Source organism: Nodosilinea sp. AN01ver1 (genome assembly GCF_050565655.1).
In the GTDB taxonomy this organism is placed as follows: domain Bacteria; phylum Cyanobacteriota; class Cyanobacteriia; order Phormidesmidales; family Phormidesmidaceae; genus Nodosilinea.
Map to the genome: position 1 here is coordinate 112,029 of NZ_JBNXVS010000010.1, position 23,585 is coordinate 135,613.

The following is a 23,585-nucleotide window of genomic DNA, read 5'->3' on the forward strand; positions in this document are numbered from 1 at the left end:
ATATTACTCGAACCCATGGCCAATCTCGAACCCACCGTTACCCCCACCATCGAGCGCTCTAAGGCGGGCTTCAACGACTACGCCGAACGGCTAAACGGACGGGCGGCTATGCTCGGTTTTGTTGGGCTGGTGCTGTTTGAGTGGGCGACCGGGCAGGCGATCGTAACCTGGCTGGGGCTGCGGTAGAAGGGTTTTAGGTCTTAGGTTAAGGTGCAGGTTCTGGCGCTTTGCCTCGACCCCAAAACCCGAAACCTTACACCCCCGAAACCCGAAACCTTACACCTTGAACCTCTAACCCGTTCCCCTCCGTCCCTTGTATTTGTTGGGAGACTGATCATTAAGGCACTGTTTCGAAAACAACCGTGGCTGGCTACGGCGCTCACCGTTGGCGCTGTAGATGGCTTAATGGGGTCAGCGGAGGAAAAAGTATCGCTGGCTCTGTTTGGGCTGCTGCTGGCGGGCGGGGCCATAACCCTGAGCTGGGGGCAAATTCAGCGCCATGCCACATCGAGCAAAATGCCGGTTATGCTACAGCCGCCGGGGCAAGTTTACATCCCTACGTCTACGGGCTTAAACGATCTGCAGGCCAGCACGGGCGACGAGCCTACCCCCTGAAGCGGGCATTTGGCCTGACCGCAGGAGCGGCAGTTGGCGTTGAGTAAATACTCCAGGCTGCGCTGGCGGTGGAGGCTGACGTTTTGGCGAATGTAGCCCTCTACCTCAAGCTCGGTCAGGTCGTCGGCAATCAAAATGGCTTGGGGAGTTGCTAAGGCCTGGCGGCTGAGGTTGATGGCGGCCAGATTGTCGCCAAAGCTGACCTGGGGCGAATGCACCACCACCGGCAGCTTTTGGGGCTGGCTGCGAAAGCCCTCGGGTCGCTGCTGGGCGTAGTGATCTTTGAACTGTAGGGTGACGGTGCCATCGGCATAGCAGCGGCTGCGAATGTGGCGCTGAAAGGGCAGGGTGAGAAACCCATCCGGGGCGAGGCTGTACCACCACGACTTGTGCCACCCCTGGGAGGGCAGGTTGAGAATGTGCTGTACATCGTCTGGCTCAAAGCCCGATCGCGCCAGCAGTGCCTCCGCCTCGGAGAGCGACACATTTTGGGCCAGGGTAGACAGGTCGGAGTGGCAGGGGGTAATGGCCTGGTATTCGCGGTGGTTGTGGAGGTCGGGCAGCGGCGGCGCATCGGGGTAAGACCCGGCCAGCACGCAGTTGATGTGCTCGAAGGTGAGCACGGCATCCATCCGGCCCTGGGCGGCATTGGGCAGGGGTACGCCAACCTCAACGGTGACAGAGCCAATTTCGTGGGGATGGGCGATCGCGGGCAAACTCTCGGTTAGGAGCGATCGCAAAAAGCTGTCGTCGGCGACCGCCAGAGCCAGCTGGGGGTCGGTAGCGACGGGGCGGTTCACCTGCTGGCGCTGGGAAAAGGGAGACGACGGGGCGAGAGGAGAGCTAACCATAGGTAAACACTCGCCAAAGTGTGAGGATATTGCGGTGGCCCGAAGGCCGATTCTTGGACGATGACCAGTGGGTAGAGCTAGCCACCCAACCTTAGTTTCATTGTTCTACCAAGCGGCTTAGCGGATCGTTAACCCGTTGCCAGGAAACGTTGCACAGGTTCGCAGAGCGCAATATTAATGCTGTAGGTTTGTTACCGTTCTCAGGATTTTAGTTGACGCAACAAAAAAAGCGCTGCGATCGCAGCGCTCTAGCCTTGTCTAAGGGTTAATCACACAACCAGCTCAAAACCTAGGCTTGGGCGTCACCCCGGTGCTCAGTGTCATCCACCACCTCGATCACCTCAATCTGGACGGGGGTGTGAGCGGTAGGTTCAGCCGCCTGGCTAACTTTGCTGTAGGCCATTGCAATCAGGGAGCGCACCCCGCGCACCAGCGTGCGGAATGGCTTGTAGCGATCGCCGTACTCGCTGACCATATCGGCATCAAAGCGATCGAGGTGAGTTTGCAGGCTGGCAAGCAGCTGCTGGGCCCAGTCCACCTTGCGATCGTTGGCTAAGTAGCGCAGGTCGGCAAAGATTTGAGCCCAGGTAGGGGCCGTGGTCTCGTTGGCAGCCTCGGTATAGACCGTCTCAGTGTGGTCGGCCTCGGCCTGGACAGCCTCAGCTACGGCATCGGCGACAGCTTCAGCGGTAGCGGCGTCGGCAGCTTCGTTAGCCTTGAGCTGCTCAATCATTTCGGCCAGCGTTTTGCGGCCCTGAGTTTCAATTTCGCCCGAGCCTTCTCTAAGCTCAGCCAGCGTTTCGATCGCGGCGGCTTTAACAATGTCGCGAATCCGTTCCAAGCGCTGACCGCCCTCTTTTTGGGCTTTTTCCCACTCGGTCTTAACGCGGTCTTGCACAGTATTAGTCATGGGGGCTTCTCCTAATTAAAAATGGGGGTTAGGGTTGTCTAAACCATCTCAACAACGAGCTGTAGAGTGTTCACAAAAAAGTACCTACAGCTCAATTTGTTCGGCACTAAATTACTGCGACAGAATCGACATCAATGACTTGCTCGTTATTGTCCACGGCTTCTGTCATCCTCACGGCTTCGTCAACCTGGCGCAGGTTGCGCTTGCGATCGAGCAAAATTTGGGTGATTTCTGTGATGGCGATCGTGGCGACTAAGCCATCGTCAATCCAACCCAAAACGGGGAATACGTCAGGGGAAATATCAATGGGGCTGACCAGGTAAACCAGGGTGCCAAATAACACCACCCAACGATATTTCGAGTTCCGCAGCAGTTTACGGTACCAGTTCATAAAAGGCTTACCAAAAAATCGCTTTGCCATTGCTATCTCCTTTCGCTGACAAAACTATCTTGACAAAACCAAAGCCCAAATACAGGTGTGGCTTACCCCTGTAAAAGCGGGGTTTTTACACCGAATCGACCGTAGGGCAAAAGCCGTAAAGCCCTATTAACTGCCGACGTATCGCCGCTCAACAGGGCTTCCAGGTTATGATGTGGCAGATTTTTTGTGGTAGCCGGGCTATGTCATCGTTCCAACTGCGTATTTATGTTCCGCCGCATCCTCTGGTAAAGCACTGGCTGGGGGTAGCTCGCGATGCCGAAACGCCGGGGCCGCTGTTTCGCTCGGCCATGGAAGAGTTGGGCCGCTGGCTGACCTATGAGGCGGTGCGCGACTGGCTACCAACGATGGATACGACGGTCGATACGCCCCTAGGCCCGGCTCCGGCCACCTTTATTAACCCCGACGTACCAACCATGATCGTGCCGATCTTGCGGGCGGGGCTGGCGCTAATGCCCGGTATTCAGGCGCTGTTGCCGCTGGCCTCGGTGTACCACGTCGGCTTTGTGCGCAATGAAGAAACCCTGGAGGCCAGCTGCTACCTCAACAAGCTGCCCGATCAGCTTGACCCAGCGACGCGAGTGATCATTAGTGAACCCATGCTGGCAACGGGCGGCACGATTATGTCGATGATGGCTGAGCTGACTCAGCGAGGCATTGACCCCGCCGTGGTGCGAATCATCTCAATTGTGGCGGCACCGCCAGCGCTGCAAAAGCTGGCGGTCGCCTACCCCACGGTGACGATCTACACGGCTATGATCGACGAAACGGTCAACGAGCACGGGTTTATTGTGCCGGGCCTGGGCGATGCGGGCGATCGCACCTTTGGCACTTAGAGCCTATCCAAGAACCGCAAACAAGCGATCGGGTAGATTGCCAAAAGCCTTGGTGTACCGCAGGGTGGGCACTGCCCACCAGCACAAATCAAAGTATTGGGATAGGTTTTTAGCATGGTGTAGCTGCCGCAAATGCTGCCGACGCGTAGGTGCTATAGGTGGTCAATGGCTCACCCTTGGCCCTACTTGCGCCAAAAATTCGTCACAATGGAATCTGGAGCCCGCGCTGCGGTCAGGCCTGGGCTTTGGCACAATAGAGTATCCTAGGCATCGGTTCTTTGGGTTAGGTGGATAGCAGTCTATGAGTCAGCAAGACAACTTTGTCGGCGGATTTTTGCTCGGTACCGTCGTGGGCGGAGCACTGGGGGGCATTGTCGGTGCCCTGGCGGCCTCGCGGATTCAGTCGGGGGCAGGCAAGGCTAAGCCCTCGCTGCCTAAGGACAACAGCAACCTGGCCTTTGGCGAGTTTGACGACACCGACGAAGACAGCATTGAGGCTGCCCGCCTGGGTCTGGAGGCCAAAATCGCTCAGCTCAACGACGCCATTGACGATGTCAGGCAGCAGCTGGGCGGCATTAACGGCCACTCTGAACGCCCCTGGGAGAACCCCTCTCGCGTTGACTAAGCGAACTCTTAAGCAAATCTACCGGGTTGACGACGCCCTGGGCGAAGCAAACCGTTACACTAACTGACAGACAAAGACGTTCCGTGTATTGTTGGAAACGACTACTGCCGAGGTTCTCAGATGGACATATTGGTACAAACCCTCACGACTTTTCTATCGATTTATACGATCTTGCTGATCGTTCGTATTCTACTGAGCTGGTTTCCCAATGTGGATTGGTTTAGCCCTCCGTTCTCGGTGCTCAGCCAGCTGACAGATCCTTACCTCAACCTGTTTCGCTCAATTATTCCTCCCCTGGGCGGCATTGACCTGTCCCCCATTCTGGCGTTTCTGCTGCTGTCGTTTGTGCGGCAGGGTTTGGTTGCGATCGCAGCTGCTACCGCCTCCTCCTACGCCTATTTTTAGCCCACTATCCCTATTTGCTTCATCAGCCTAGCTGCATCTCCCCTGCTGTTGAGGGTGCTGCGGCTGGGCTGATTATGCTTTAAAGAGCGCCTGTAGAAGATCAGACTGTTGGGCGGTGCGGAGGCCAGAGTTCCCTATAATGGGGGTTTGTGACCTTATGCCATTCATCTGCCCCTAGCTATGTCGTCTGACTCCAACCGTTCTGGCCAAAGCGCCTCCAGCCTTGAAGACATTCGTGCGGCGCGGCTGCAAAAGGTCGAAGATCTCAAGCAGCTGGGCCAAAACCCGTTTGCCTATCGCTGGGACATCACAACCAACACCGCCGAGCTGCAGGCCAAGTATGCCGACTTAGAAGCTGGCGAAGAGGTGGATGTTGAGGTCTCCCTGGCCGGAAGAATCTTGGCCCGGCGGGTGTTTGGCAAGCTCGCCTTCTTTAGTCTGCAAGACGAAACCGGCACCATTCAGCTTTATTTAGATAAAACCACCATTCAGGATGCGATGGCCGCCACCGATGAGCAGGCCTTTGAACACCTGAAGCAGCTCACCGACGTGGGCGACATTCTTGGCGTGCGCGGCACCATCAAGCGCACCGAAAAGGGCGAACTCTCGGTCAAGGTGCAGGAATATGCCATGCTGACCAAGGCATTGCTGCCCCTGCCCGACAAGTGGCATGGCCTCACCGATGTGGCCAAGCGCTACCGCCAGCGCTACGTCGATCTGATCGTCAACCCCACCGTGCGCGACACCTTTCGCAAGCGGGCGCTGATTACCACGGGCATTCGCCGCTACCTCGAAGACAGGGGCTTTTTAGAAATTGAGACTCCGGTGCTGCAAAGCGAGGCCGGGGGTGCCGAGGCGCGCCCCTTCGTTACCTACCACAACACTCTGGAGATGGATCTGTACCTGCGCATTGCCACCGAGCTGCACCTGAAGCGGCTGGTGGTGGGCGGCTTTGAGAAGGTGTTTGAAATTGGCCGCATCTTCCGCAACGAGGGGGTATCGACCCGCCACAACCCTGAGTTTACCAGCGTCGAGTTTTACCAGGCCTACGCCGACTACCACGACCTGATGGCGCTCACCGAAGATTTGGTGGCGACCCTGGCCAAAGACATTCTGGGCACGCTCAAGATTACCTACCAGGGGGTCGATATTGACCTCACCCCGCCCTGGCGACGGGTCTCAATGCACGACCTGGTGCAGGAGCACACCGGCCTAGATTTTCACCAGTTTGCCACTCTAGAAGCAGCCAAGGCGGCGGTGAAAGACCTGAACCTGCCTGGCCTGGATAATTGTGACTCGGTGGGTAAGCTGCTAAATGAAGTTTTCGAAGAAAAGGTTGAGGCAACGCTGATTCAGCCCACCTTTTTGATTGACCACCCGGTGGAAATTTCGCCGCTCTCGAAGCCCCACCGCAGCAAGCCTGGGGTGGTAGAACGGTTTGAGCTATTTGTCGCGGGCCGCGAGACCGCCAACGGCTTCTCTGAGTTGACCGACCCCATTGACCAGCGCCAGCGGTTTGAGCTACAGGCAGCCCGCAAGGCGGCGGGCGACCTGGAGGCTACCGGGGTCGACGAAGACTTTCTGACGGCCCTGGAGCACGGTATGCCGCCCACCTGCGGCGAGGGCATTGGCATCGATCGCCTGGTCATGCTGCTCACCGATAGCCCCAGCATTCGCGATGTGATTGCCTTTCCGCTGCTGAAGCCGGAGCGAGAGGAGTAGGGGAGTAGATGGGTAGGAGGGTGGATGGGTGGATGAGGAAGGTGAGGTGATGAGGAGGTAAGGGGAGAATCCAAAATCGCTAATCTAATATCCAAAATTGCTTTGCCCCAGCGAAAAGCTCCCGGCCCGAGGGCCAGGAGCTTTTCAGATATAAGTAGTTCGGCTAGAAAGTGGAGTTCTGTATAGCAACGTAAGCTGGGCTTGCCCGGTTTTGACTCACCCACGCATAAGATTCCCACGCTGAGGCCCAAATTCCGTAAAAAATCGAAGGCAAATCTAAAACTTTATGGAAATTTTAAAGCGGGCATGAAAAATGCCGTGGGCAGGCACCAACAGGGGAACTCCAACGTCTAGGGCTGAATTGGGCTAACCTTGGCGCGATACAGCAGGCGATCGCCCTGCCGATACCCCACATGGCTAACCCGCACCGTCTGCCCTGGTGCAGGGTTGCCAGCTTTGGGCTGATGAATTTGGGGGTCAAAGGGCACCTCAGCCCCGACCGAGTCAATGGGGGTGATGCCCCACTGCTGCACCAGGGCTTCTACGGGCCGCACCAGCGGCACTAGCTTTTGAGCGGGTAGGTCGGGCTTTTGCTGGGCCGCGTGGACGGCGGTAGGCCACTGCACCAGCCAGGGCTCTAGCTGGGCGATCGCCTGCTGCTGCACCTGCTGGCGCACGGCGTCGGCCTGAGCGGCAAGCTGGGTTTGAAGGCGATCGCACTCCTGGCGCAGGGCCTTAATTTGGCTGATGCCTTCGGTGCCATCGCTGGCTGCTTTCAGAGGTGGTACCTCTAGGGATGGTGTGGAGCTAAAGTTGGCTACCAGCGCCTCCAGGGGCACCCCTAATGTCTGACTAAGGCGCTGCAGGGCGGATACCTGGAGCCGACCGACCTGGCCCCGGCGCAGGGCATCAAGGGCCGAGCGAGGGACGCCGCTGGCACGGCTGAGCGATCGATAGCTGGTCAGACCGGCCTGGGCCATCAGCGATCGCAGGACCGGGCTGTAGTCTACCGAGTCAAGATCTGTTGTTGCCATAACCCCGCCCAGGCTAAATACCGTCTAAAACTTCAAATCCAGGTCTTCGGGGGGGCGGGTCTGTAAATCGGATAGGGGTTGGTCAGCCGATGAATCGCGATCGCGCAGGCTTTCGCCCAGCGGATCGCGGGGCCGAGCGGGGGCCGCAGGCTGGGAGGCTGGAGCGTCTTCACTACCGCTGGAAGCACCGCCGCCCCCCTGATTGATAATTACCGGCTGGTTGGGGCGGGGGTTGAAGGTTTCAAAGGTAACGGCGCGTATCAGAGGTGGGTTTTGGCCATCGGTTACCCGCAGGGTAACAGTGGTGGTGCCCGCCGGGCTCAGCGGCATTGCCAGGGCTCCCTGCAGGCCAACGGTGCCGGGGGAGGGCAGCAGCTCAACTTTAGCGGTAGAACCGCCTTCTACCCGCCAGGCCACCTGAAACCCAGGAATCGGCTGCCCAGGCTCGACCGGCACCAGGTATTTAGGCTGGGCCTCGCGCCCGTTGATGGTGAATGAGGCGATGCGCACCGGGCGCGGTTCAATGGTGACGACCTCGCTCTGCTTGGCGGCGGGCAGCTCGCGATCGCCCAGATTAACCGGCACCGGGGTCAGCTCAAACTGATACTGACCCACCTCAAGCATGCCGGTGGGCACGCCCTGACAGATCAGACGGTCTTGCAGCTGGCAGTAGGGTTGCAGCGCATCGGGCAGCGCCACCTGGCCTGGATTTTCGGGGTCGCGCAGGCTAAAGCGACGGCCCCCCAAAGTGGCACCATCGGGTCGTTTGACCACCAGCAGCAAATCTTGCAGGGTTTCAGGGTGCGTAACAATCCAGCTGACGCTAATGCCCGCTTCGGTAACGGGGGGAGCCATATCGGCGCTGCTGGCCCCAACCTGAGTACCTGCCTCGGAGTAAATGACCTGGTCGGGGGCGAGTTCGACCACGGTGGGCTGGGGCAGGTCGGCCACCGTCACCAGGCTGCTCTCGGCCACCACGGGGGGCAGGTTGAGCGCTATATCGGGCAGCAGAGTCAGCTCAAAGCGGTACTGACCTGGCTCGCGCAGCTCCAGGGGAACTTCGCGACAGGTCAGCAGCCGACCGGTCTGGGTGCAGTAGGGCAACAGGTTAACGGGCAGCCCGTCAGACAAGTCGTAGGTTTCAGGCCCATAGATCAGCGTGCCATCGGGGGCATAACCCCGCAAAAGCATGGTTTCGACCTGGCGAGGATGGCTGACCTGCCAGCTCAGCCGGGGTGACTCGGCCTCGGCTGTCGCATATTCGCTCTGGGAGGGCGACAGGTCGATCACATAGGGATGGGGCGGTGTACGCCCAAACAACCACCACAACAGGGTACCGAGCCCGCCCAGGGCACCGACGCCAGCCGCGATCGCCAATCGCCGTTGCCAGCGGGGTCGCGGCAGCGGCGGTGGCGGCGCTAGCGTAATCGCCGCCGCCGTTGCGGCCTCCTCGACCGCCCCGTCAACCTGGAGTTCTGGCTCCTGCCACTGTTCAATTTGAGACCCTGCCATAGCCAACCACTACCCTCACATTCCAAGCCTCATACTGCACGACAGTGTCACAGCCGTCGCAATTGGTTCATCATAAATGGTGATGTTTGCTGGTGGCATTCTACTGCGCGACCGGCAAACGTTGGGGAGACATCAGGGCATGAGCCATCGATCATGAGCCATCGATCATCCCCGGTTTCTTGCCCATACTCGCTTAGCCCATATCTTTTTAGCACTGAGGTGCGATCGCCATGACAAACTTCTCCCCAGCCCAACCCGAGCCCGATGAATTTCCCCTAGAGCCAGGCCCCGTTGAGCATGTGCCCTGGGGACAAGACGATGATGAGATTCAGGAGGTTTTTGAAGGCACCTGGTCTGACTACACCGCCGAGGTGGCCGACGTGCTGCGACCCGGATCGCGCTACCAAGTTAAGTATGAGGCCACCTACTGGACCGCCATTCCGGTCGAGCCGGGGGTCGACTTTCAGCCCGGCGATCTGGTGGCCGTGCTGGGCCGCAAAGGCAATGAACTGATGATCAGACCCCTACCCAGCCCGCAGCCCAGCCATCCCGACCAGCTGCCCACGCCATAACAAACCTACACAGGTGCAGCCGCTGACGGCGGAATCACAACAATTAGCAGACCGCCATCACCCCGTTGAATTGAGCGGTCTCAAACCAGCACACCAAAGCCACCACCACAAGTCCCCCGCTTATAACCGGGGGATTTTTCTTTGGTTTTTGGGCAATAGTTGCAATGGGTAAGGGAGAGCAGCCTATGGCCGCCAGTACAGACCGCCTCGATCGCATTGAAGCTCTGGTAGAGCGCAACAGCGAAGCCATCCAGCACAACAGCGAAGCCATTCAGCACAATAGCGAAGCGATTCAAAAGCTGACCGAGGAAACCAAGGAACTCAGCATTCGCTTTGCGGCCTATCAGCAGGCCTCACAGTGGGTGGTAAACCTGGCCTTTGGTCTGCTGGCGATCGCTACCATGACGACGATTGTGACCGCAGTGGTCAGGTAGCCGGTTTGCTCACCCCCATGCGAATTTCGGAGCAAAACGAGGCTATTTGTTCGGTATCACCGACTTTGACGACGCTGGTGCGCATGCGCAGGTTGGGGTTTACAAACCACAGGCGTTCTTCTACCTGCCCGGTTTCGGTAGGGGTGGTAATGGAAAGCACCTCGTCTTCAACTCGGTAACGTCCCTCAAGGACCGATGACCCGGCGGCCTGCACCAATACTCCCTCCCCTGCTTCCGTAGGGGCAAAAATTACCATGAGGGCAGTGCTCTGCATTTTTTGCGGTTGCCCATCGAGCTGGCTGTCCTGGTGAACGCGCAAGCCGCAGGCAATTTGGTTGGAGTCATGGCTCAGGGGCGCACAGACCTGGGCGAGCTCGCTATCGGTAGCGGCCAAAAACTCAATCACCAGATTAGACTGCCCCGCTTGAGAACTCTGCCCAGCCAGGTTATGGGTCGTGCGCTGAGAAAACCACTTTCCAGCCAGGCTTTCAAAAAAGTTCACAATGTCCATGGAAATAATCTGCGGTTTGCCAACATAGTCACAGTCTTTAATTCTACGGTGAAGCGCACCTTTTCTAGAGCGAAAATTGGCGCTTATTGACGCTAAAACGGTGCTCTCTAGGGGCTGGCTAATTGTGTACAAATGTTGCGATACAAAAAGTGCTGAACCCCTTTTCCCGTAAGAATTAGAGAGCATCACACAGTGATAAGCTAACGGTTACGCTTTAAGTTCACGTTTGAACTGGCGCTTATACAACGCTGTTCTTGATAAACCGCTGTTCTGTAAAAAATTGGTGACGCCTTCCATGACCGCAGTGAACCAGGTACCTTTGTTGCTCCGCGCCGCTCGCCACGAGGTGCTGGAGCGTCCCCCCGTGTGGATGATGCGCCAGGCTGGGCGCTATATGAAGGTGTACCGCGATCTGCGCGATAAGTATCCGTCGTTTCGCGATCGCTCCGAAAACGCCGATCTGGCGATCGAGATCTCGCTGCAGCCCTGGCGCGCCTTTCGCCCCGACGGGGTGATCATGTTCTCGGATATTCTGACGCCGCTGCCGGGCATGGGCATTCCCTTCGACATCGTCGAGAGCAAGGGGCCGATCATCGATCCGCCCATCCGCACCCAGGCGCAGATCGACGCGGTGCACGAGCTGGATCCTGAGACGGCGCTGCCCTACATTCGCACCATTCTGCAAACCCTGCGCAGCGAAGTAGGGAACGATGCAGCGGTACTGGGCTTTGTGGGCTCGCCCTGGACTCTGGCGGCCTACGCCGTGGAAGGCAAGACCTCGAAGAGCTACACCAACATCAAGGGTATGGCCTTTAGCGAACCCGCCATGCTGCACACCCTGCTGGGCAAGCTGGCCGACAACATCGCCCAGTACGTGCGCTACCAGATCGACTGCGGCGCGCAGGTGGTGCAGCTGTTTGATTCCTGGGCCGGGCAGCTCAGCCCGATGGACTACCGCACCTTTGCCCTGCCCTACCAGCAGCGGGTAGTGCAGCAGGTGAAGCAGACCCACCCCGACACCCCGCTGATTCTCTATATCAGCGGCAGCGCTGGCGTGTTTGACCTGATGGGCGAGTCGGGCGTCGATATTGTCAGCGTGGACTGGACGGTGGATATGGCGGAGGCTCGCCGTCGCCTCGGCCCCAGCATTGGTGTGCAGGGCAACATTGACCCGGCGATTTTGTTTGGCTCTCAGGCGCTGATCCGCGATCGCATTCTCGACACCATTCAAAAAGCGGGCAACCGGGGCCACATTCTCAACCTGGGCCACGGTATTTTGCCCGGCACCCCCGAAGAAAATGCTGCCTATTTCTTCGAGACGGCCAAGAACGTCGATAAACTGCTGGCAACTGTCTGATTCACCGTGTCATTCTAGTAGGGGCACAGCATGCTGTGCCCCTACACAGGGTCCCAGGCCATGCTTACCCTCACCCAGAGCCACCTGCGTCAGCTAGAAGTTTGTCCCCGGCGCTACCAGTACGGCTATTTGGAGCAGGTGCCGGTGCCTACCGACCCGGAAATGCTGGAGCGGCAGCGGTGGGGCACCCAGTTTCACCAGGTGATGCAGCAGCGCGAGCTGGGCCTGCCTGTTGAGGGCTTTCTTGAGGCAGATGCAGCGCTGGATGCGGCGGTGCAGGGGTTGCTGACCGCTGCGCCGGAGCTGTTTGCGCCCCAGGGCGATCGCTTTCGCCAGAGCGAGCATCGCCGCACTCTGGCCTTCAATGGCTACCTCCTGACTGCTATTTACGACCTGCTGCTGCTGGAGCCAGGTCGGGGCCAAATTATCGACTGGAAGACCTATCAGCGCCCCTCCACCCAGGCGCAGCTGACCAAAGCGTGGCAGACGCGTCTGTATCTTTACTTGCTGGTCGAAACTGGCGATTTGACGCCTGAGCAAGTTTCGATGACCTACTGGTTTGTCGCTCCTCCCAATTCAAAGGCCGGTGCAGCAGACCGCTCTGAGCCGCCCAGCAGCATTGCGATCGCCTACAGCGAGGCCCAGCATCGCCGCACCGAGGCTGATTTGCGGCGGCTGACCGATCGGCTCACGGATCTGCTAGCCTCTGGTGGCGATCTGCCTCAGATCGATCCAACTCAGGGCTACTGCGCCGATTGCTCCTATGTGGTGCGCTGCCAGCGGTGGACTGAGCGATTTGGGGACGTAGGGGCAATGGTTTTGCCTGCGATCGCCGATATCGCCGAGGTGCCCCTCTAAATGGTAATTGTCCCTAAAATTATGCTGGCTGAGCGAAGTCGTTCGCTCTGCGTCTCCCAAAGGGAGAAAGCCAAAGCCTACCCGAGATATCCCCTAGCCCCTCAGGGGCGGCAAAGCCTACGACTCCGCTCAGGGGACGGTTACTCTAAATGTACCGTTACACACCGATAAAACTCACGATAAACTTCACCACAAAACTTCAACAGGTGAACTTTCTAGAACCTGGTTAAGCAAGGGTTTAGGGTCGGGTTAACCTGAAATTAGACACAGCTGAGTCGCTTCACATCAAGCTCGTCCAGCCTGCATTTTGTAGGCCTTTCCCTACATGCCATCGCTACATGGCAAGGAGTTTATGATGACCCAAAACGTCCTTTCAGGCCGGCGCAATGTGGCGCTGGTGGGTGCTTACTCTAGCGGTAAGACAACCCTACTCGAAAGCATTCTCTCGGTCACTGGAGCCATTACCCGCAAGGGCAGCGTCGATGAGGGCAATACCCTCGGCGATAGCTCCCCGGAGGCCCGCGCCCGCGCCATGACCGTCGAATTAAATGCCGCCAGTACTGAGTACGGCGGCATTTGTTTTACGTTTGTAGATTGCCCCGGATCGGTTGAGCTACAGCAGGAAACCAACCATGCCCTGATGGGGGTCGATGCCGCGATCGTGGTCTGCGAAGCCGACCCCAACAAGGTGCTCACCCTTTCGCCCCTGCTGCAATTTCTCGACACCTGGGAAATTCCGCACCTGATCTGGATCAACAAGCTCGATCGCGCCAACGGTACCTTTGCCGAGGTGCTGGCCGCCCTGCGCCAGGTTTCCTCTCGCCCGGTGATTCCGCAGCAGTACCCGATTCGCCAAAATCAGGACCTGGTGGGCTTCATCGACCTGGTCACTGAGCAGGCCTTTCACTACCACCCCGGTGCCCCCGCCGACCCTGTACCGCTGCCATCTTCACTTCAGGCAGAGGAGCAGGCCGCCCGCGCCGAAATGCTCGAAACCCTGGCCGACTACGACGATCACCTGCTCGAAGAACTGCTGGAGGATATTACCCCCCCGGAAGACGAAATTGTTCGCGACCTGAAAATGGAGCTGGGGGCCGACCTGATTGTGCCCGTGTTTATTGGCGTGGCCCTGGCTGACTACGGCGTGCGGCCCCTGCTCAACGCACTGGTGAAAGAAGCGCCTGAACCGAGCATTACCTGCGATCGCAGAGGCATTGCCTGCGATGACGATACCCTGGCCCAGGTGCTCAAAACCTACTACACCCCCCAGGGCGGCAAGCTGTCGCTGGTGCGGGTGTGGTGCGGCGAGCTGAAGGATGGCGATAGCCTGAATGGTGACCGCATGGGCGGCCTCTACGACCTGATGGGCACCCAGCAGAGCAGCCTCAGCCGGGCTGAGGCCGGTCGCATTGTCGCCGTCGCTCGCCTGGAGGGTGCCCAAACTGGCGACACCCTGACCACGGCAGGCGACTACGCCGATACGCCGCTGCCCAAGGCCCCAGTCATCGACCCGGTCTACGCCCTGGCCATTACCCCCGCCAAGCGCAGCGACGAAGTTAAGCTCAGCGCCGCCCTCACCAAGCTGCTCGAAGAAGACCCCTCGCTGTTCTGGGAGCAGCACGGCGACACCCACGAGGTGATTCTCTGGGGCCAGGGCGATGTGCACCTGAAGCTGGCGATCGATCGCCTCAGCCGCAAGTACAACCTGCCCATGGCCACCCACCTGCCCCAGGTGCCCTACAAAGAGACCATTCGCCAGGCCAAAGACTCTGTACACGGGCGCTACAAGCACCAGAGCGGCGGCCACGGCCAGTTTGGCGATGTGTACCTCTCCATTCAGCCGCTGCCGCGCGGCGATGGCTTTGCCTTTAGCGACACGATTGTGGGCGGCGTGGTGCCCAAGCAGTACATTCCCAGCGTGGAGAACGGTGTGCGCGAGTACCTCGACCACGGGCCGTTGGGCTTTCCGGTGGTGGATGTGGCGGTGACGCTCACCAATGGCTCGTACCACAACGTCGATAGCTCCGACAATGCCTTTAAGCAGGCGGCCCGTATCGCCATGCAGGAGGGGCTGGCAGCCTGCACCCCCACCCTGCTCGAACCCATCGCTCAGGTCGAAATTTCGGTACCCAGCCTCTACACCTCCAACGTGCTGAAGCTGATTACTGGGCGGCGCGGGCAGATTTTGGGCTACGAGGGCAAAGCCGACTGGCCCGGCTGGGATGTGGTGACGGGGCACCTGCCCCAGGCTGAAATGCAGACCATGATTCTGGAACTCCGATCGCTGACCATGGGCGTGGGCTTCTTTAAGTGGACCTACGACCACCTCGACCCGGTGCCTGAGAAGCTGACGGAGAGAATACTGGCCAGTACGGGGGGCGATCGCTAACCTCACTCGCTCAACACCGCCTTACTTATCCGTAGGGTGGGTCATCGCTGTTGACTCACCCCTGCGCCGTAGCCAATCACCGGACCCACCGCTCACCCAAATGGAGACTCTTGCTACGAGTGAGCGGTGGGTTACGGCGGTGCGACAGGTTAATGATTGGCGGCGGGGTAAGGTGCCGCCTAACCCACCCTACGGATGCAAACTATTTAGCCTGTTCAGAAAATTCAGCGAGCAGCGCCGGAAAAGCTTCTGGCGGTGGAAATTTTTCAAAGCTGTGGACGGCAGGGGTTGTTGCTCAGGGTAGCTTTTCGTCGGTGTAGGTCTCGATGAATGGACTAAAAGATTGGGCACCTTCCAGCATGGTCGATCGCACGTTGACGAAGTCATCCATACCCTCGGGGCGGGTGAATAGCCAGCTCATACAGTGGGCACAAAAATAATGGCGCGTTGCGCCGTGCAGACCCCCGATCGCAGGTTCACCCTGCGTTATTTTGAACCCGCTGCTGGGGTAAAGGGTGCTCAAACTAAAGGCGCTGGCGGTCATTTGCTGGCACCCGGTGCAGTGGCACGCCATTGTCATCAGCGGTTCTGCGCTGACTTCAAACTGCACCTGCCCGCATCTACATTGACCTGTTTTGTGAGATTTACTGTCTGTCATCACTGACTCCCTAGCGCTTCGTTCGCCAACAGAATTTTTGTCCTAACGATGAAAGCCAGCGGCGGTAGATAACATATACAGCTCAGCCAGAACTTTTATACTGTCCGCTGCTTTGAGGTGTTAGACCGTTTACGGCGACTTGGGCTTAACCTCGAACTCCATCTTGGAACGGTAGAAGCACACATCAAATTCTATAAAGAAGTTAGTCTGCCCTAAAATCAGCGGCGCATTCCGGCTTTGAGTCCAGGCGAAGGCCAATTGAACTGGAGCAAAATCCCCTACTTGAACCATCGCGAAGAACGGTGTGGCTGGTTGGTTGCCCAAATTTCCTGCCAGTTGAATGATGGCTCTGCTGTCGTCCCAGGTGGCCCCAAGCTGTAGGCCCAGTTCGTAGGGCATAACGTTGACGGTTGCGCCGCTGTCAACTAAGCCCAGAGCTTCAACTATACGCCCCTCGCGACGAAGAATCAGCGGTACCCGTGGAAGACTATCGAACTCATTTTGGGAGAGATCAATGGTGGAGTAGCGGAAGTGCATAACCGTTAAGCCTGATCCGCTGACTCTAAAGCCTGCATCAAAGTAGCGCCAGCCCCAAAGCTGTTGTAGGGAGTCGGTAAACCGTAGGTTCTGAAGGGTTCTAAGGGCGAGATATCTTCTGCTGCCTCTAGATCCTCTGCCAAAATCCGAATCAGCTTTAGCTTCTCGGTGATGGAGAGTTGGCGAACGGAGGGTAGAACTTCAGACAAAGTCATACGCTTGTTTCCATACAGAAAAGCCATGTTCAAATTTTAACCCTTATTTCTCAAATGATTCAGCTATCTTAGATAGTAAGTAGGTTGGGTTGAGCTAGCGAAACCCAACACCTAGAAAAACGATGCAACCATTCAGTCAAAATGACTGTGGAACTGATAGAGATTACCCTTCAAGACACGATGGTTTGGGAGTAAGATCCTTTCGGGCTTGTTGAGTTTCCTTCGTCAACCCAACCTACAGGAGATCTGCGATCGCTGTCGAATCAATTTACTTGCGATGAGGGAGAACAGAGGATACTAAGTCCAGACAGCAGCAGTCCGAACACCCACCCAATCACCATTTATAGTCTGTCCAACATCATAGAGATAAAAAATGGACATACATCCAACGACATACTCTCGCAAGTCAGTTAGATTAGATCTCAGAAGTTCATCTAGAGGCTTCAGATTTTCAAATTCATTACTAAAATCTTCAAATCGACATATATTTATAAATCCATTCGAATACATCAATCGAGAAAGCAATGTTTCCTTATTTTTAGCAGTCTCCAAAATATATGTGTCAACTTCATGGTCTGGTTCATAATATTGTCTAGTAATAAATTTCATGCTAGAGAGTCGTTCCACGACCTCATTCAAAAAGAAATCCAGAGATTCATCTGTTTCTCCTTTTTGCTTTGAAAAACATATAGCATCATCACGTATTTTTTCTGCCCTATATGCAGATGAATCTACATCTATCTTTGGCACAAAACCAATCCATTGATTAACTGAAAATTCTGCAACAATCAGTGGAAATGATTCAAATTCATTGCCTGGGTAATCATCAGTATCACATTTCGTTGCCTTATAGGCCTCAACTAATTTGCAATTTGACGATAAAAAATCTAATAATTCTTTCTGCCTTTGATCATTTTTATGCATTTTCTCAATAAGACTTTTTTTATCCAAGAAAAGATATCTAAGCTTTTGTGGATAAATATTGTTGACATTGACGTCATCAACACTTATATTGCTTGACGACAAGAAGTCAAAAGTTTCCTGTCGGAGTTGATCATCCCCCTGGATTGCCTCAATGAGATCTATCCTTTTTGATTTGAGGTTTTGCGGAAAGATATCATCAATATTTTCTTTTCGAAGAAATCCTTCCGAAATCAGTAACTTATCTGGTGTAAGAATGCCTTTCTGATCAAATTCCCAGATAAACGGCAGAATTGGGTGATCGCTTGCACTGCCAAAGGACGATCCTTGTGCTGCTTTTTCAATTTCTTTGAGTAATTTTGCAGTATTTAGCTTCATGCACATTACTATTATTCAATATGAAATTCTGAAACATATCAATTCCGTCAAAGGGAGAATATCCTAATCGTATTTCTCATAAACTCTTCCTAGATAATTCTTTCAGCTATTCTATTCAGTAAGAAAACCCGTATTTTGCTAAAACTGTAAGATTCTTACTTTTAACAAGTTATTGGACTGATCTAATTTGCATAGTAGCCTTCTTAAGGGTAGATAGGTAGACCTATCTTGCCTAAAACTAGCCGCTAGAGCATCGTGCCAACCTGTACGGTTGACGGAGAGCGTCTGTATCAGTACTCTTTTACGTTAAGCCGTTCAGCAGAGCGGTGACTTCACAGAACTCGAAAATCTTGGCGCTGTCTGAAGGTGGTTGCAACACCAACAGACAGCTAACCCCGCAAGTCTCCGAAGCAGATTGCGAGGCTAGGCCCATGGTACCCTAGCCCCCTCAGTTTGCACCTGCGCTGCGGGCGGCTAGGGTTTTCGCGTTCTGTTTTCTTCCCCAAATACAAGGAAACAGAACCGATGTTTGAATATCTCGAACCAGAAGCCAGCGACAACCAAGAGACCAACCCAGGGACCGGGTCCCTACCGCTGCCGCCAGGGATTGGGGGCCAAGGCAAAGGGACCCGGCTCCTAAACCCCGAGAAGGTGCGCCATATGCTCTTTGGCAGTTTGGCGGGCATCGATCGCACCATCAAAATCCTCTACGCCCTGGGCTACGCCGACCCCAACGACTGGAGCGAACCCATCCCCGCGCCGCCCGACGGAGTCGCGGGTGACGCAACCTGGTCGCTTCGACTCCGCTCAGCGACCGGAAACGAGCCACGATCGTTGAGCGGAGACGAGCCGAGGTCGTCGAGCGGAGCCGAGACGTGGATGGCGATTCTCACCAAAACCGTTTTGATTGAGTAAGTCTCGTTGTTATAGGTACCGGGTTCCCCGGCTGTCGCCTGGTTTTGGTCAACAGTACCAGGAACCCGGTACCTGATCGCCTCTGCTTGTAATCTGTGCCCCGCGATCGCCAATGTGGCACAGCAGTTTAAAAATCTAGAGGCTCAGATTGCTGATTGCAGCTTGCGATCGCATCGCACTCATGACAGACCCTAGCTGCGCTGACGCTTTTGCAGAGCTTCTAGCATTTGCTGCTTGACAGCCTCGGCCCAGAGGCTAAAGTCTTCGCGGTTTTCGAGGGCGTTGCGGGCGGAGGTAGAGGGGGCAGAGGCGGGCTGCGAGGACTTTAAAGTAGACATAGCAATATACAGAGCTTCTATAGCTCTGATATAACAAATCTCTCCAGGCGCTAGCTACGGCGTTATGCGCCCTTTGCATCGACCTGGCTAGGTCTTGCATAGAAGTGGGCGCTCGCCCCAGATCTATGTCAAAAGGCTGAGAAAACTAGAACTTTTCGGCTTCCGCTAGGGCCATGGCTTTGTTGGCAGAGTAGGTCTGCACCCGATCTTGAGCGACCGGGTAGCGCTCATCCTCAGGCGGCACTTCGGCCATTAAGTCAGCTGCCCGCTGCCAGCGCACGGCCAAGTCTAGCCATTCGGCAGCCGTAGTGGCCGATTTGCCGTCTTCGACCGACTGTTGGGCAATGCGTACGGCCAGCACAAAGGGGTCTTGCCCCGCTGGGGCGGCTGGGGCAGCGGTGGGCTCAGCCTCGCTAGGAGTGCCATTTTGTGCGCCCAACCTCAGATCGACCCCTAGCCAGTCTTTGGTGGCCCACCCCACCAGCAGCAGCAGCAGGGCCAAACTGGCTCCGCCAATAATTCCGCGCCAGAAGGCGCTGCGGCTGCTGGTCGGTTTCTTTTTGTAGACGTCGTCTAAGAAAGGGTTGCGCTGGCGGGGGGCACGCAGGTCGCGCCAGAGACGAGCCGCTGGGTTGGGGCGCTTGAGCACGATCGGCTCTGACCACAGCAGGCTGTTTTCGGGGTCGCGCTTAATTTCGTCGAGCCACAGCAGCTGCTGCTCCTGCACAATGCGGCTGTTGATATTGACGCGGCTAATGCCTCTGGGGCTAATCGTCTCCAGAACGTGACGAACCTGGTCGACCACGGCCTCTCGGGGCAGGGCATCGGCGCTGGGCGCTTCGACTAACAGTTGGAGAATGCCGTTGTCTTGAATGGCGCGGGTGCGAATGCCTTCCTCCGCAAAGTGCTCATTCAAAATCTGAATGATGGCGGCTACACTCCCCTGGCGGGCCTGGAAGTCAATGTCGTCAATGGTTGGATGCATGGCTCAAAGCTGCCGCACGCCACAGAGTTCCGCAGCATAGCGCAGGTATAAACGGCTGATCCCGAAATTATATCAACCGTTGTCCAACCTGGATCGTTCTGATGCAAAGGCTGAGGATCCCGACCCTGATCTCCATCCCAACATGTGTCTCGATACAGGTCTTGGGATGGAGATCAGCCGTGGGTTGTGGCCAGGCTACAGCAGGTGCTGAAAGCGGTCTTCAGCGCCGAGCTGTTTGACGGCGGCTTTGATGTCCTGGGTGCGGTCTTTGCGCACAATCAGGGTGGCGTTGCCGTCGCGCACAATCACCACATCCTCCAGGCCAATGGTGACCACTACTTCGTCGGGGTCAGCCGAGTAGACGATGCTGCCTGCGGTATCGAGGGCCACGTGGGTAGCCAGATCCACATTTTGATCGCCGGGCTGCTTCAGCAGGCGCTCGACGGCGTTCCAGTCGCCCAGGTCATCCCAGCCGAAGGTGACAGGCATGACCTGGGCGCGATCGGTGTGCTCCATAACGGCATAGTCAATGCTGAGCTTGTCGAGGCTGGGGTAGGCCTCTACCCCTTGGGCGATCAGCGCCTGCATCAGGTCGGGGGCGTGGGTTTTAAGCTCGTCGATCATGACCCCAGCAGGGAAGACGAACATGCCGCTGTTCCAGCTGAAGCGACCGCTGTCGATAAAGGTTTGGGCGGTGAGGGCGTCGGGTTTTTCGGTGAAGCGGCTGACGGTGTAGGCGCTGAGGTCGCCGTAGGTGCCGGTGGCCTGGCCCTGCTCGATGTAGCCATAGCCCGTGGCCGGGTAGGTGGGCGCAATGCCGAGGGTTGCGATCGCCCCCTGGCCCGCCAGTTCTGCTGCCGCTTCTAGAGTTTGGCAAAAGGCGTCTTGATCGGCGATCCAGTGGTCAGCCGGAAAGAAGCCCACCAGGGCATCGTCGCCGTAGCGCTGGGCCACCTCTAGCGTGCCCCAGGCCACCGCCGGGGCAGTGTCGCGCCCCACTGGCTCGATTAGCAAGTTAGCTTCGGGCAGTTCGGGCAGCTGCTCGCGTACGCGATCGGCCAGGTGGGCAGCGGTAATCACCCACATATTTTCCCAGCCCTCGGCTAAGGGCAGCAGGCGATCGGCGGTGGCCTGTAGCAGGCTGCGATCGCTGCCGTCTAAGCACAAAAACTGTTTGGGGCGGGCCAGGCGGCTGACGGGCCAAAACCGTTCGCCTTTGCCCCCAGCCAAAATAATAGGAATAAGTGCAGCCATAATAGTTCTGTCTCTAGAGTTTAAAGATGATGTAGTCGCAGTAGTGCAGCGGTGATCCTGAGAAATAGCCAAAATAGCTGGCCTCAGGTTGAAATCAGCTTTTTGGGCTTCAGCGTTACCACCGCGCGCTCGTTGACCTGTAGATCCACCGACATTAAGTGGCTTGATCCTATCCCCTAGGGGGAGAGTTAAGGGTAAAATTCGCTTAATATTGATTAACACATCACCTGCTGCGAAGATTTAGCAGGGCTCCAGGGTTGACTCCGGTCCTGCCTACAGGGACGGCGTAATTTAGCCCTAGCCTGCCCTTTAGCGTTAAACCCGTGCTGAGGCTACAGCGGCAGGTCGTGACAGGGGCTATGTTGGTAGGGCGTCGCAGCAGGTTAAGTAGGTATCCATGACAACCCCTTTGCAAAACGTTGAGTCTCAGCCAGATAGCCCCGCCCACCCCGCTCCGTCGGCCGGTGTCGAGCCAACCGTTGAACAGGCCGAGCCGGTTGTTTCAGTCAGCTATCCTACTCAGCCAGGGACGACTGTGGTCAATCTGACTCCTCAGCCCAGCGCGGCGCGGCGTCTGCTCAACTCACTGCTGTGGGGTAGTTTGTTTGTGGGCACGGCGGCGGGGGCGGCGGTCGTGGGGGCGGCGATCGCGCTCACCGCGCCGCTGCCCGACTTTTTGGGCGGCGATACCAACCGAACCGGCAGCTTTGGCGACCTTTGGCAGGCGGGCTTTCGCTACCAGGTGACGCGGCCAGTCAACATTCTGGTCATGGGCATCGACGAAGTGCCTAATGCTCAGCCCACCTCAGACGAGGTATTTTCGGGCCGCACCGATACGCTGCTGCTGGTGCGGGTTGATGCTGAGGCCGGTACCCTCAATGTCATGTCAATTCCCCGCGATACCCGAGTGGAGATACCGGGCTACGGCATGGATAAAATTAACCAGGCCAACGTGCTGGGTGGGCCAGAGCTGGTAGCCCAAACCCTGGGCTATAACCTGGGCAACATTCAGATCGACCGCTACGTGCGCATCAACACCGCCGCCTTTCGGGAGATGGTCGATCTGGTGGAGGGCATTGAGGTCAATGTGCCTACTCGCATGGAGTACACCGATCGCACCCAGGGCCTCTACATCGATCTCTACCCCGGCTGGCAGACCCTCAATGGCGATCAGGCCGAGCAGTTTGCCCGCTACCGCAAAGACAGCGGCGACATTGGCCGCGTGCAGCGTCAGCAAATGCTGCTCAAAGCCCTGCGCGAGCGGTTGACCAACCCTGCCGTTATTCCCAAACTGCCCCAGGCGATTCGGGTGCTGCAGCGCTATGTCGATACCAACCTCACCCTGGAAGAAATGCTGGCGATCGCCAACTTTGGCCTCGAGATCGAGTCTGATCAGCTGCAAATGGTCATGCTGCCCGGTCGATTTAGCACCCCAGCCGAGTTTAACGCCAGCTACTGGCTGCCCAACTGGGAAGCTTCGGCCACGGTGATGCAGAACTTCTTTGAGGCCGAAGCGATTGGCGTCTACGCCAACAATTCCCCGGAGCGCTACGTGGCCGATTTGGCGATCGCGGTTCAAAATGCCTCTGGGCAGCCCGATCAGGCAGCCTCGGTGGCCGACTACCTGCGCGAGAACGGGTTTAGCAACGTCTACACCATCAATGACTGGTCTGGCACCATAGCACGTACGGAAGTGGTAGCTCAGCAGGGCGATGTCGATAGCGCCCGTGTCGTTGAGTCGCTGTTGGGCACGGGGCGAGCGCTGTCGGAGTCAACCGGCGACCTGGGCTCTGACATTACCATTCGGGTGGGGCAAGACTGGGTGGAGCGCGCCAGCCAAGCCCCTGAGGCTCCGCTCCAGTAGCCCGATGCCCAGCCCCCCTGCCGATGTCCAAGCTGAACTGGCTCGCGATCGCAACCGCCTGGCCGCCGATCGGACGCTGCTCTCCTTTGCGCGCAGCAGCCTGACGCTGATTGGCCTTGGCGTTGCGCTGGATCAGATTTTGACGGCGATCGGGGCGGGCGATCGCGCGATCGATGCCTGGGTCTATGGCCTGAGCCTGGTATACGTCGGGGTGGGGGTGCTGAGCCTGGTCTTGGCCATCGCCGATTACCAGACTGAGCGGAGACGGCTGCGATCGCCGACCTACCGCTACCGGCCCCGCTGGTCCATTGCCGAGGCCACCGGCTTGGCTGTCCTCGCGATCGGTGCGGTAGCCCTGGGCTGGTTAAGTTTAGACCTGATCTCCTGAACCTGGCGATCGCCAGAATGGTCAGGACAGGCTTCCAACTGCATCCAGTGAAGGCTCTGCTC

The 23,585-nt window shown here is 57.2% G+C and carries 25 protein-coding genes and 1 pseudogene; 13 read left to right on the forward strand and 13 right to left on the reverse strand.

The features are described from left to right. Positions 1–15 precede the first annotated feature (15 nt). The gene (locus tag ACQ4N7_RS10820) at positions 16–186 is read left to right on the forward strand and encodes a chlorophyll a/b-binding protein (protein ID WP_106920681.1); all 171 of its coding nucleotides are present in this window, start codon (positions 16–18) and stop codon (positions 184–186) included. Between the two features lie 362 nt (positions 187–548). Here the strand turns inward: ACQ4N7_RS10820 and ACQ4N7_RS10825 are convergent, their stop codons facing one another. From ACQ4N7_RS10825 to ACQ4N7_RS10835, 3 genes are all read right to left on the reverse strand, one after another. Next, positions 549–1,466 (reverse strand): hypothetical protein, encoded by a 918-nt coding sequence (locus ACQ4N7_RS10825; protein WP_430711611.1) that lies wholly within the window; start codon positions 1,464–1,466, stop codon positions 549–551. A 289-nt stretch (positions 1,467–1,755) separates the two neighbouring features. Then, the gene (locus tag ACQ4N7_RS10830; RefSeq protein WP_430711612.1) at positions 1,756–2,376 is read right to left on the reverse strand and encodes a hypothetical protein; all 621 of its coding nucleotides are present in this window, start codon (positions 2,374–2,376) and stop codon (positions 1,756–1,758) included. Positions 2,377–2,482: 106 nt separating this feature from the next. Continuing rightward, positions 2,483–2,797 carry a YkvA family protein gene (locus ACQ4N7_RS10835; protein WP_430711613.1) on the reverse strand — a complete coding sequence of 105 codons (315 nt, stop codon included), beginning with the start codon at positions 2,795–2,797 and terminating at the stop codon, positions 2,483–2,485. Between the two features lie 200 nt (positions 2,798–2,997). Here ACQ4N7_RS10835 and upp point away from each other — a divergent pair, with 200 nt between their 5' ends. The 4 genes from upp (at position 2,998) to lysS (ending at position 6,403) form a co-directional block, all read left to right on the forward strand. Beyond that, on the forward strand, positions 2,998–3,651 hold the full coding sequence (gene upp, locus ACQ4N7_RS10840; protein ID WP_430711614.1) for a uracil phosphoribosyltransferase: 654 nt from the start codon (positions 2,998–3,000) through the stop codon (positions 3,649–3,651). A 301-nt stretch (positions 3,652–3,952) separates the two neighbouring features. After that, complete coding sequence (locus ACQ4N7_RS10845; RefSeq protein WP_430711615.1) at positions 3,953–4,276, forward strand: hypothetical protein; 324 nt, start codon at positions 3,953–3,955, stop codon at positions 4,274–4,276. A gap of 120 nt (positions 4,277–4,396) precedes the next feature. After that, positions 4,397–4,681 carry a YggT family protein gene (locus tag ACQ4N7_RS10850; protein ID WP_035985781.1) on the forward strand — a complete coding sequence of 95 codons (285 nt, stop codon included), beginning with the start codon at positions 4,397–4,399 and terminating at the stop codon, positions 4,679–4,681. A 180-nt stretch (positions 4,682–4,861) separates the two neighbouring features. Then, positions 4,862–6,403: a lysine--tRNA ligase gene (gene lysS, locus ACQ4N7_RS10855; protein WP_430711616.1), complete on the forward strand. Its 1,542-nt coding sequence runs from the start codon at positions 4,862–4,864 to the stop codon at positions 6,401–6,403. A gap of 350 nt (positions 6,404–6,753) precedes the next feature. Here lysS and ACQ4N7_RS10860 read toward each other — a convergent pair whose 3' ends face one another. Together ACQ4N7_RS10860 and ACQ4N7_RS10865 are read right to left on the reverse strand one after the other, a co-directional pair. After that, the gene (locus tag ACQ4N7_RS10860; protein ID WP_430711617.1) at positions 6,754–7,437 is read right to left on the reverse strand and encodes a helix-turn-helix domain-containing protein; all 684 of its coding nucleotides are present in this window, start codon (positions 7,435–7,437) and stop codon (positions 6,754–6,756) included. 24 nt (positions 7,438–7,461) lie between these two features. Continuing rightward, positions 7,462–8,949 carry a hypothetical protein gene (locus ACQ4N7_RS10865; protein WP_430711618.1) on the reverse strand — a complete coding sequence of 496 codons (1,488 nt, stop codon included), beginning with the start codon at positions 8,947–8,949 and terminating at the stop codon, positions 7,462–7,464. 230 nt (positions 8,950–9,179) lie between these two features. On the opposite strand from ACQ4N7_RS10865, the gene ACQ4N7_RS10870 reads away from it, so the two are divergent. Together ACQ4N7_RS10870 and ACQ4N7_RS10875 are read left to right on the forward strand one after the other, a co-directional pair. After that, positions 9,180–9,521: an NfeD family protein gene (locus ACQ4N7_RS10870; RefSeq protein ID WP_430711619.1), complete on the forward strand. Its 342-nt coding sequence runs from the start codon at positions 9,180–9,182 to the stop codon at positions 9,519–9,521. A 185-nt stretch (positions 9,522–9,706) separates the two neighbouring features. Beyond that, positions 9,707–9,955 (forward strand): hypothetical protein, encoded by a 249-nt coding sequence (locus tag ACQ4N7_RS10875; RefSeq protein ID WP_430711620.1) that lies wholly within the window; start codon positions 9,707–9,709, stop codon positions 9,953–9,955. Here ACQ4N7_RS10875 and ACQ4N7_RS10880 read toward each other — a convergent pair. Continuing rightward, the gene (locus ACQ4N7_RS10880; protein WP_430711621.1) at positions 9,948–10,466 is read right to left on the reverse strand and encodes a phycobiliprotein lyase; all 519 of its coding nucleotides are present in this window, start codon (positions 10,464–10,466) and stop codon (positions 9,948–9,950) included. The two genes, ACQ4N7_RS10875 and ACQ4N7_RS10880, sit on opposite strands and share 8 nt — an antisense overlap. 295 nt (positions 10,467–10,761) lie before the next feature. Here ACQ4N7_RS10880 and hemE point away from each other — a divergent pair, with 295 nt between their 5' ends. The 3 genes from hemE (at position 10,762) to ACQ4N7_RS10895 (ending at position 15,070) form a co-directional block, all read left to right on the forward strand. Beyond that, the gene (gene hemE / locus ACQ4N7_RS10885; RefSeq protein WP_430711622.1) at positions 10,762–11,823 is read left to right on the forward strand and encodes a uroporphyrinogen decarboxylase; all 1,062 of its coding nucleotides are present in this window, start codon (positions 10,762–10,764) and stop codon (positions 11,821–11,823) included. Between the two features lie 60 nt (positions 11,824–11,883). Further along, the gene (locus ACQ4N7_RS10890; protein WP_430711623.1) at positions 11,884–12,681 is read left to right on the forward strand and encodes a PD-(D/E)XK nuclease family protein; all 798 of its coding nucleotides are present in this window, start codon (positions 11,884–11,886) and stop codon (positions 12,679–12,681) included. Positions 12,682–13,036: 355 nt separating this feature from the next. After that, positions 13,037–15,070 carry an elongation factor G gene (locus tag ACQ4N7_RS10895; RefSeq protein ID WP_430711624.1) on the forward strand — a complete coding sequence of 678 codons (2,034 nt, stop codon included), beginning with the start codon at positions 13,037–13,039 and terminating at the stop codon, positions 15,068–15,070. A 202-nt stretch (positions 15,071–15,272) separates the two neighbouring features. Here ACQ4N7_RS10895 and ACQ4N7_RS10900 read toward each other — a convergent pair. From ACQ4N7_RS10900 to ACQ4N7_RS10915, 4 genes and pseudogenes are all read right to left on the reverse strand, one after another. Further along, positions 15,273–15,728, reverse strand: a pseudogene (locus ACQ4N7_RS10900) (GFA family protein). 129 nt (positions 15,729–15,857) lie between these two features. Beyond that, positions 15,858–16,265 carry a hypothetical protein gene (locus ACQ4N7_RS10905; protein ID WP_430711625.1) on the reverse strand — a complete coding sequence of 136 codons (408 nt, stop codon included), beginning with the start codon at positions 16,263–16,265 and terminating at the stop codon, positions 15,858–15,860. A gap of 5 nt (positions 16,266–16,270) precedes the next feature. Then, on the reverse strand, positions 16,271–16,480 hold the full coding sequence (locus tag ACQ4N7_RS10910) for a hypothetical protein (RefSeq protein WP_430711626.1): 210 nt from the start codon (positions 16,478–16,480) through the stop codon (positions 16,271–16,273). A 297-nt stretch (positions 16,481–16,777) separates the two neighbouring features. Beyond that, complete coding sequence (locus tag ACQ4N7_RS10915; protein ID WP_430711627.1) at positions 16,778–17,779, reverse strand: nuclease A inhibitor family protein; 1,002 nt, start codon at positions 17,777–17,779, stop codon at positions 16,778–16,780. Between the two features lie 525 nt (positions 17,780–18,304). Between ACQ4N7_RS10915 and ACQ4N7_RS10920 the strand changes: the two genes are divergently transcribed. Beyond that, positions 18,305–18,694 carry a hypothetical protein gene (locus ACQ4N7_RS10920; RefSeq protein WP_430711628.1) on the forward strand — a complete coding sequence of 130 codons (390 nt, stop codon included), beginning with the start codon at positions 18,305–18,307 and terminating at the stop codon, positions 18,692–18,694. A gap of 191 nt (positions 18,695–18,885) precedes the next feature. On the opposite strand, the gene ACQ4N7_RS10925 is transcribed toward ACQ4N7_RS10920, so the two are convergent. The 3 genes from ACQ4N7_RS10925 to ACQ4N7_RS10935 form a co-directional block, all read right to left on the reverse strand. Then, a complete protein-coding gene (locus ACQ4N7_RS10925; protein WP_430711629.1) occupies positions 18,886–19,032 on the reverse strand; it encodes a hypothetical protein in 147 nt (48 codons plus the stop codon). Between the two features lie 145 nt (positions 19,033–19,177). Next, positions 19,178–20,017, reverse strand: a complete 840-nt coding sequence (locus ACQ4N7_RS10930; RefSeq protein WP_430711630.1) for a hypothetical protein — start codon at positions 20,015–20,017, stop codon at positions 19,178–19,180. Between the two features lie 195 nt (positions 20,018–20,212). Beyond that, on the reverse strand, positions 20,213–21,271 hold the full coding sequence (locus tag ACQ4N7_RS10935) for a mannose-1-phosphate guanylyltransferase (protein WP_430711632.1): 1,059 nt from the start codon (positions 21,269–21,271) through the stop codon (positions 20,213–20,215). Positions 21,272–21,668: 397 nt separating this feature from the next. Here ACQ4N7_RS10935 and ACQ4N7_RS10940 point away from each other — a divergent pair, with 397 nt between their 5' ends. After that, a complete protein-coding gene (locus ACQ4N7_RS10940) occupies positions 21,669–23,135 on the forward strand; it encodes an LCP family protein (RefSeq protein ID WP_430711633.1) in 1,467 nt (488 codons plus the stop codon). Between the two features lie 4 nt (positions 23,136–23,139). Continuing rightward, complete coding sequence (locus tag ACQ4N7_RS10945) at positions 23,140–23,523, forward strand: YidH family protein (protein ID WP_430711634.1); 384 nt, start codon at positions 23,140–23,142, stop codon at positions 23,521–23,523. The last annotated feature ends 62 nt before the right edge of the window (positions 23,524–23,585 follow it).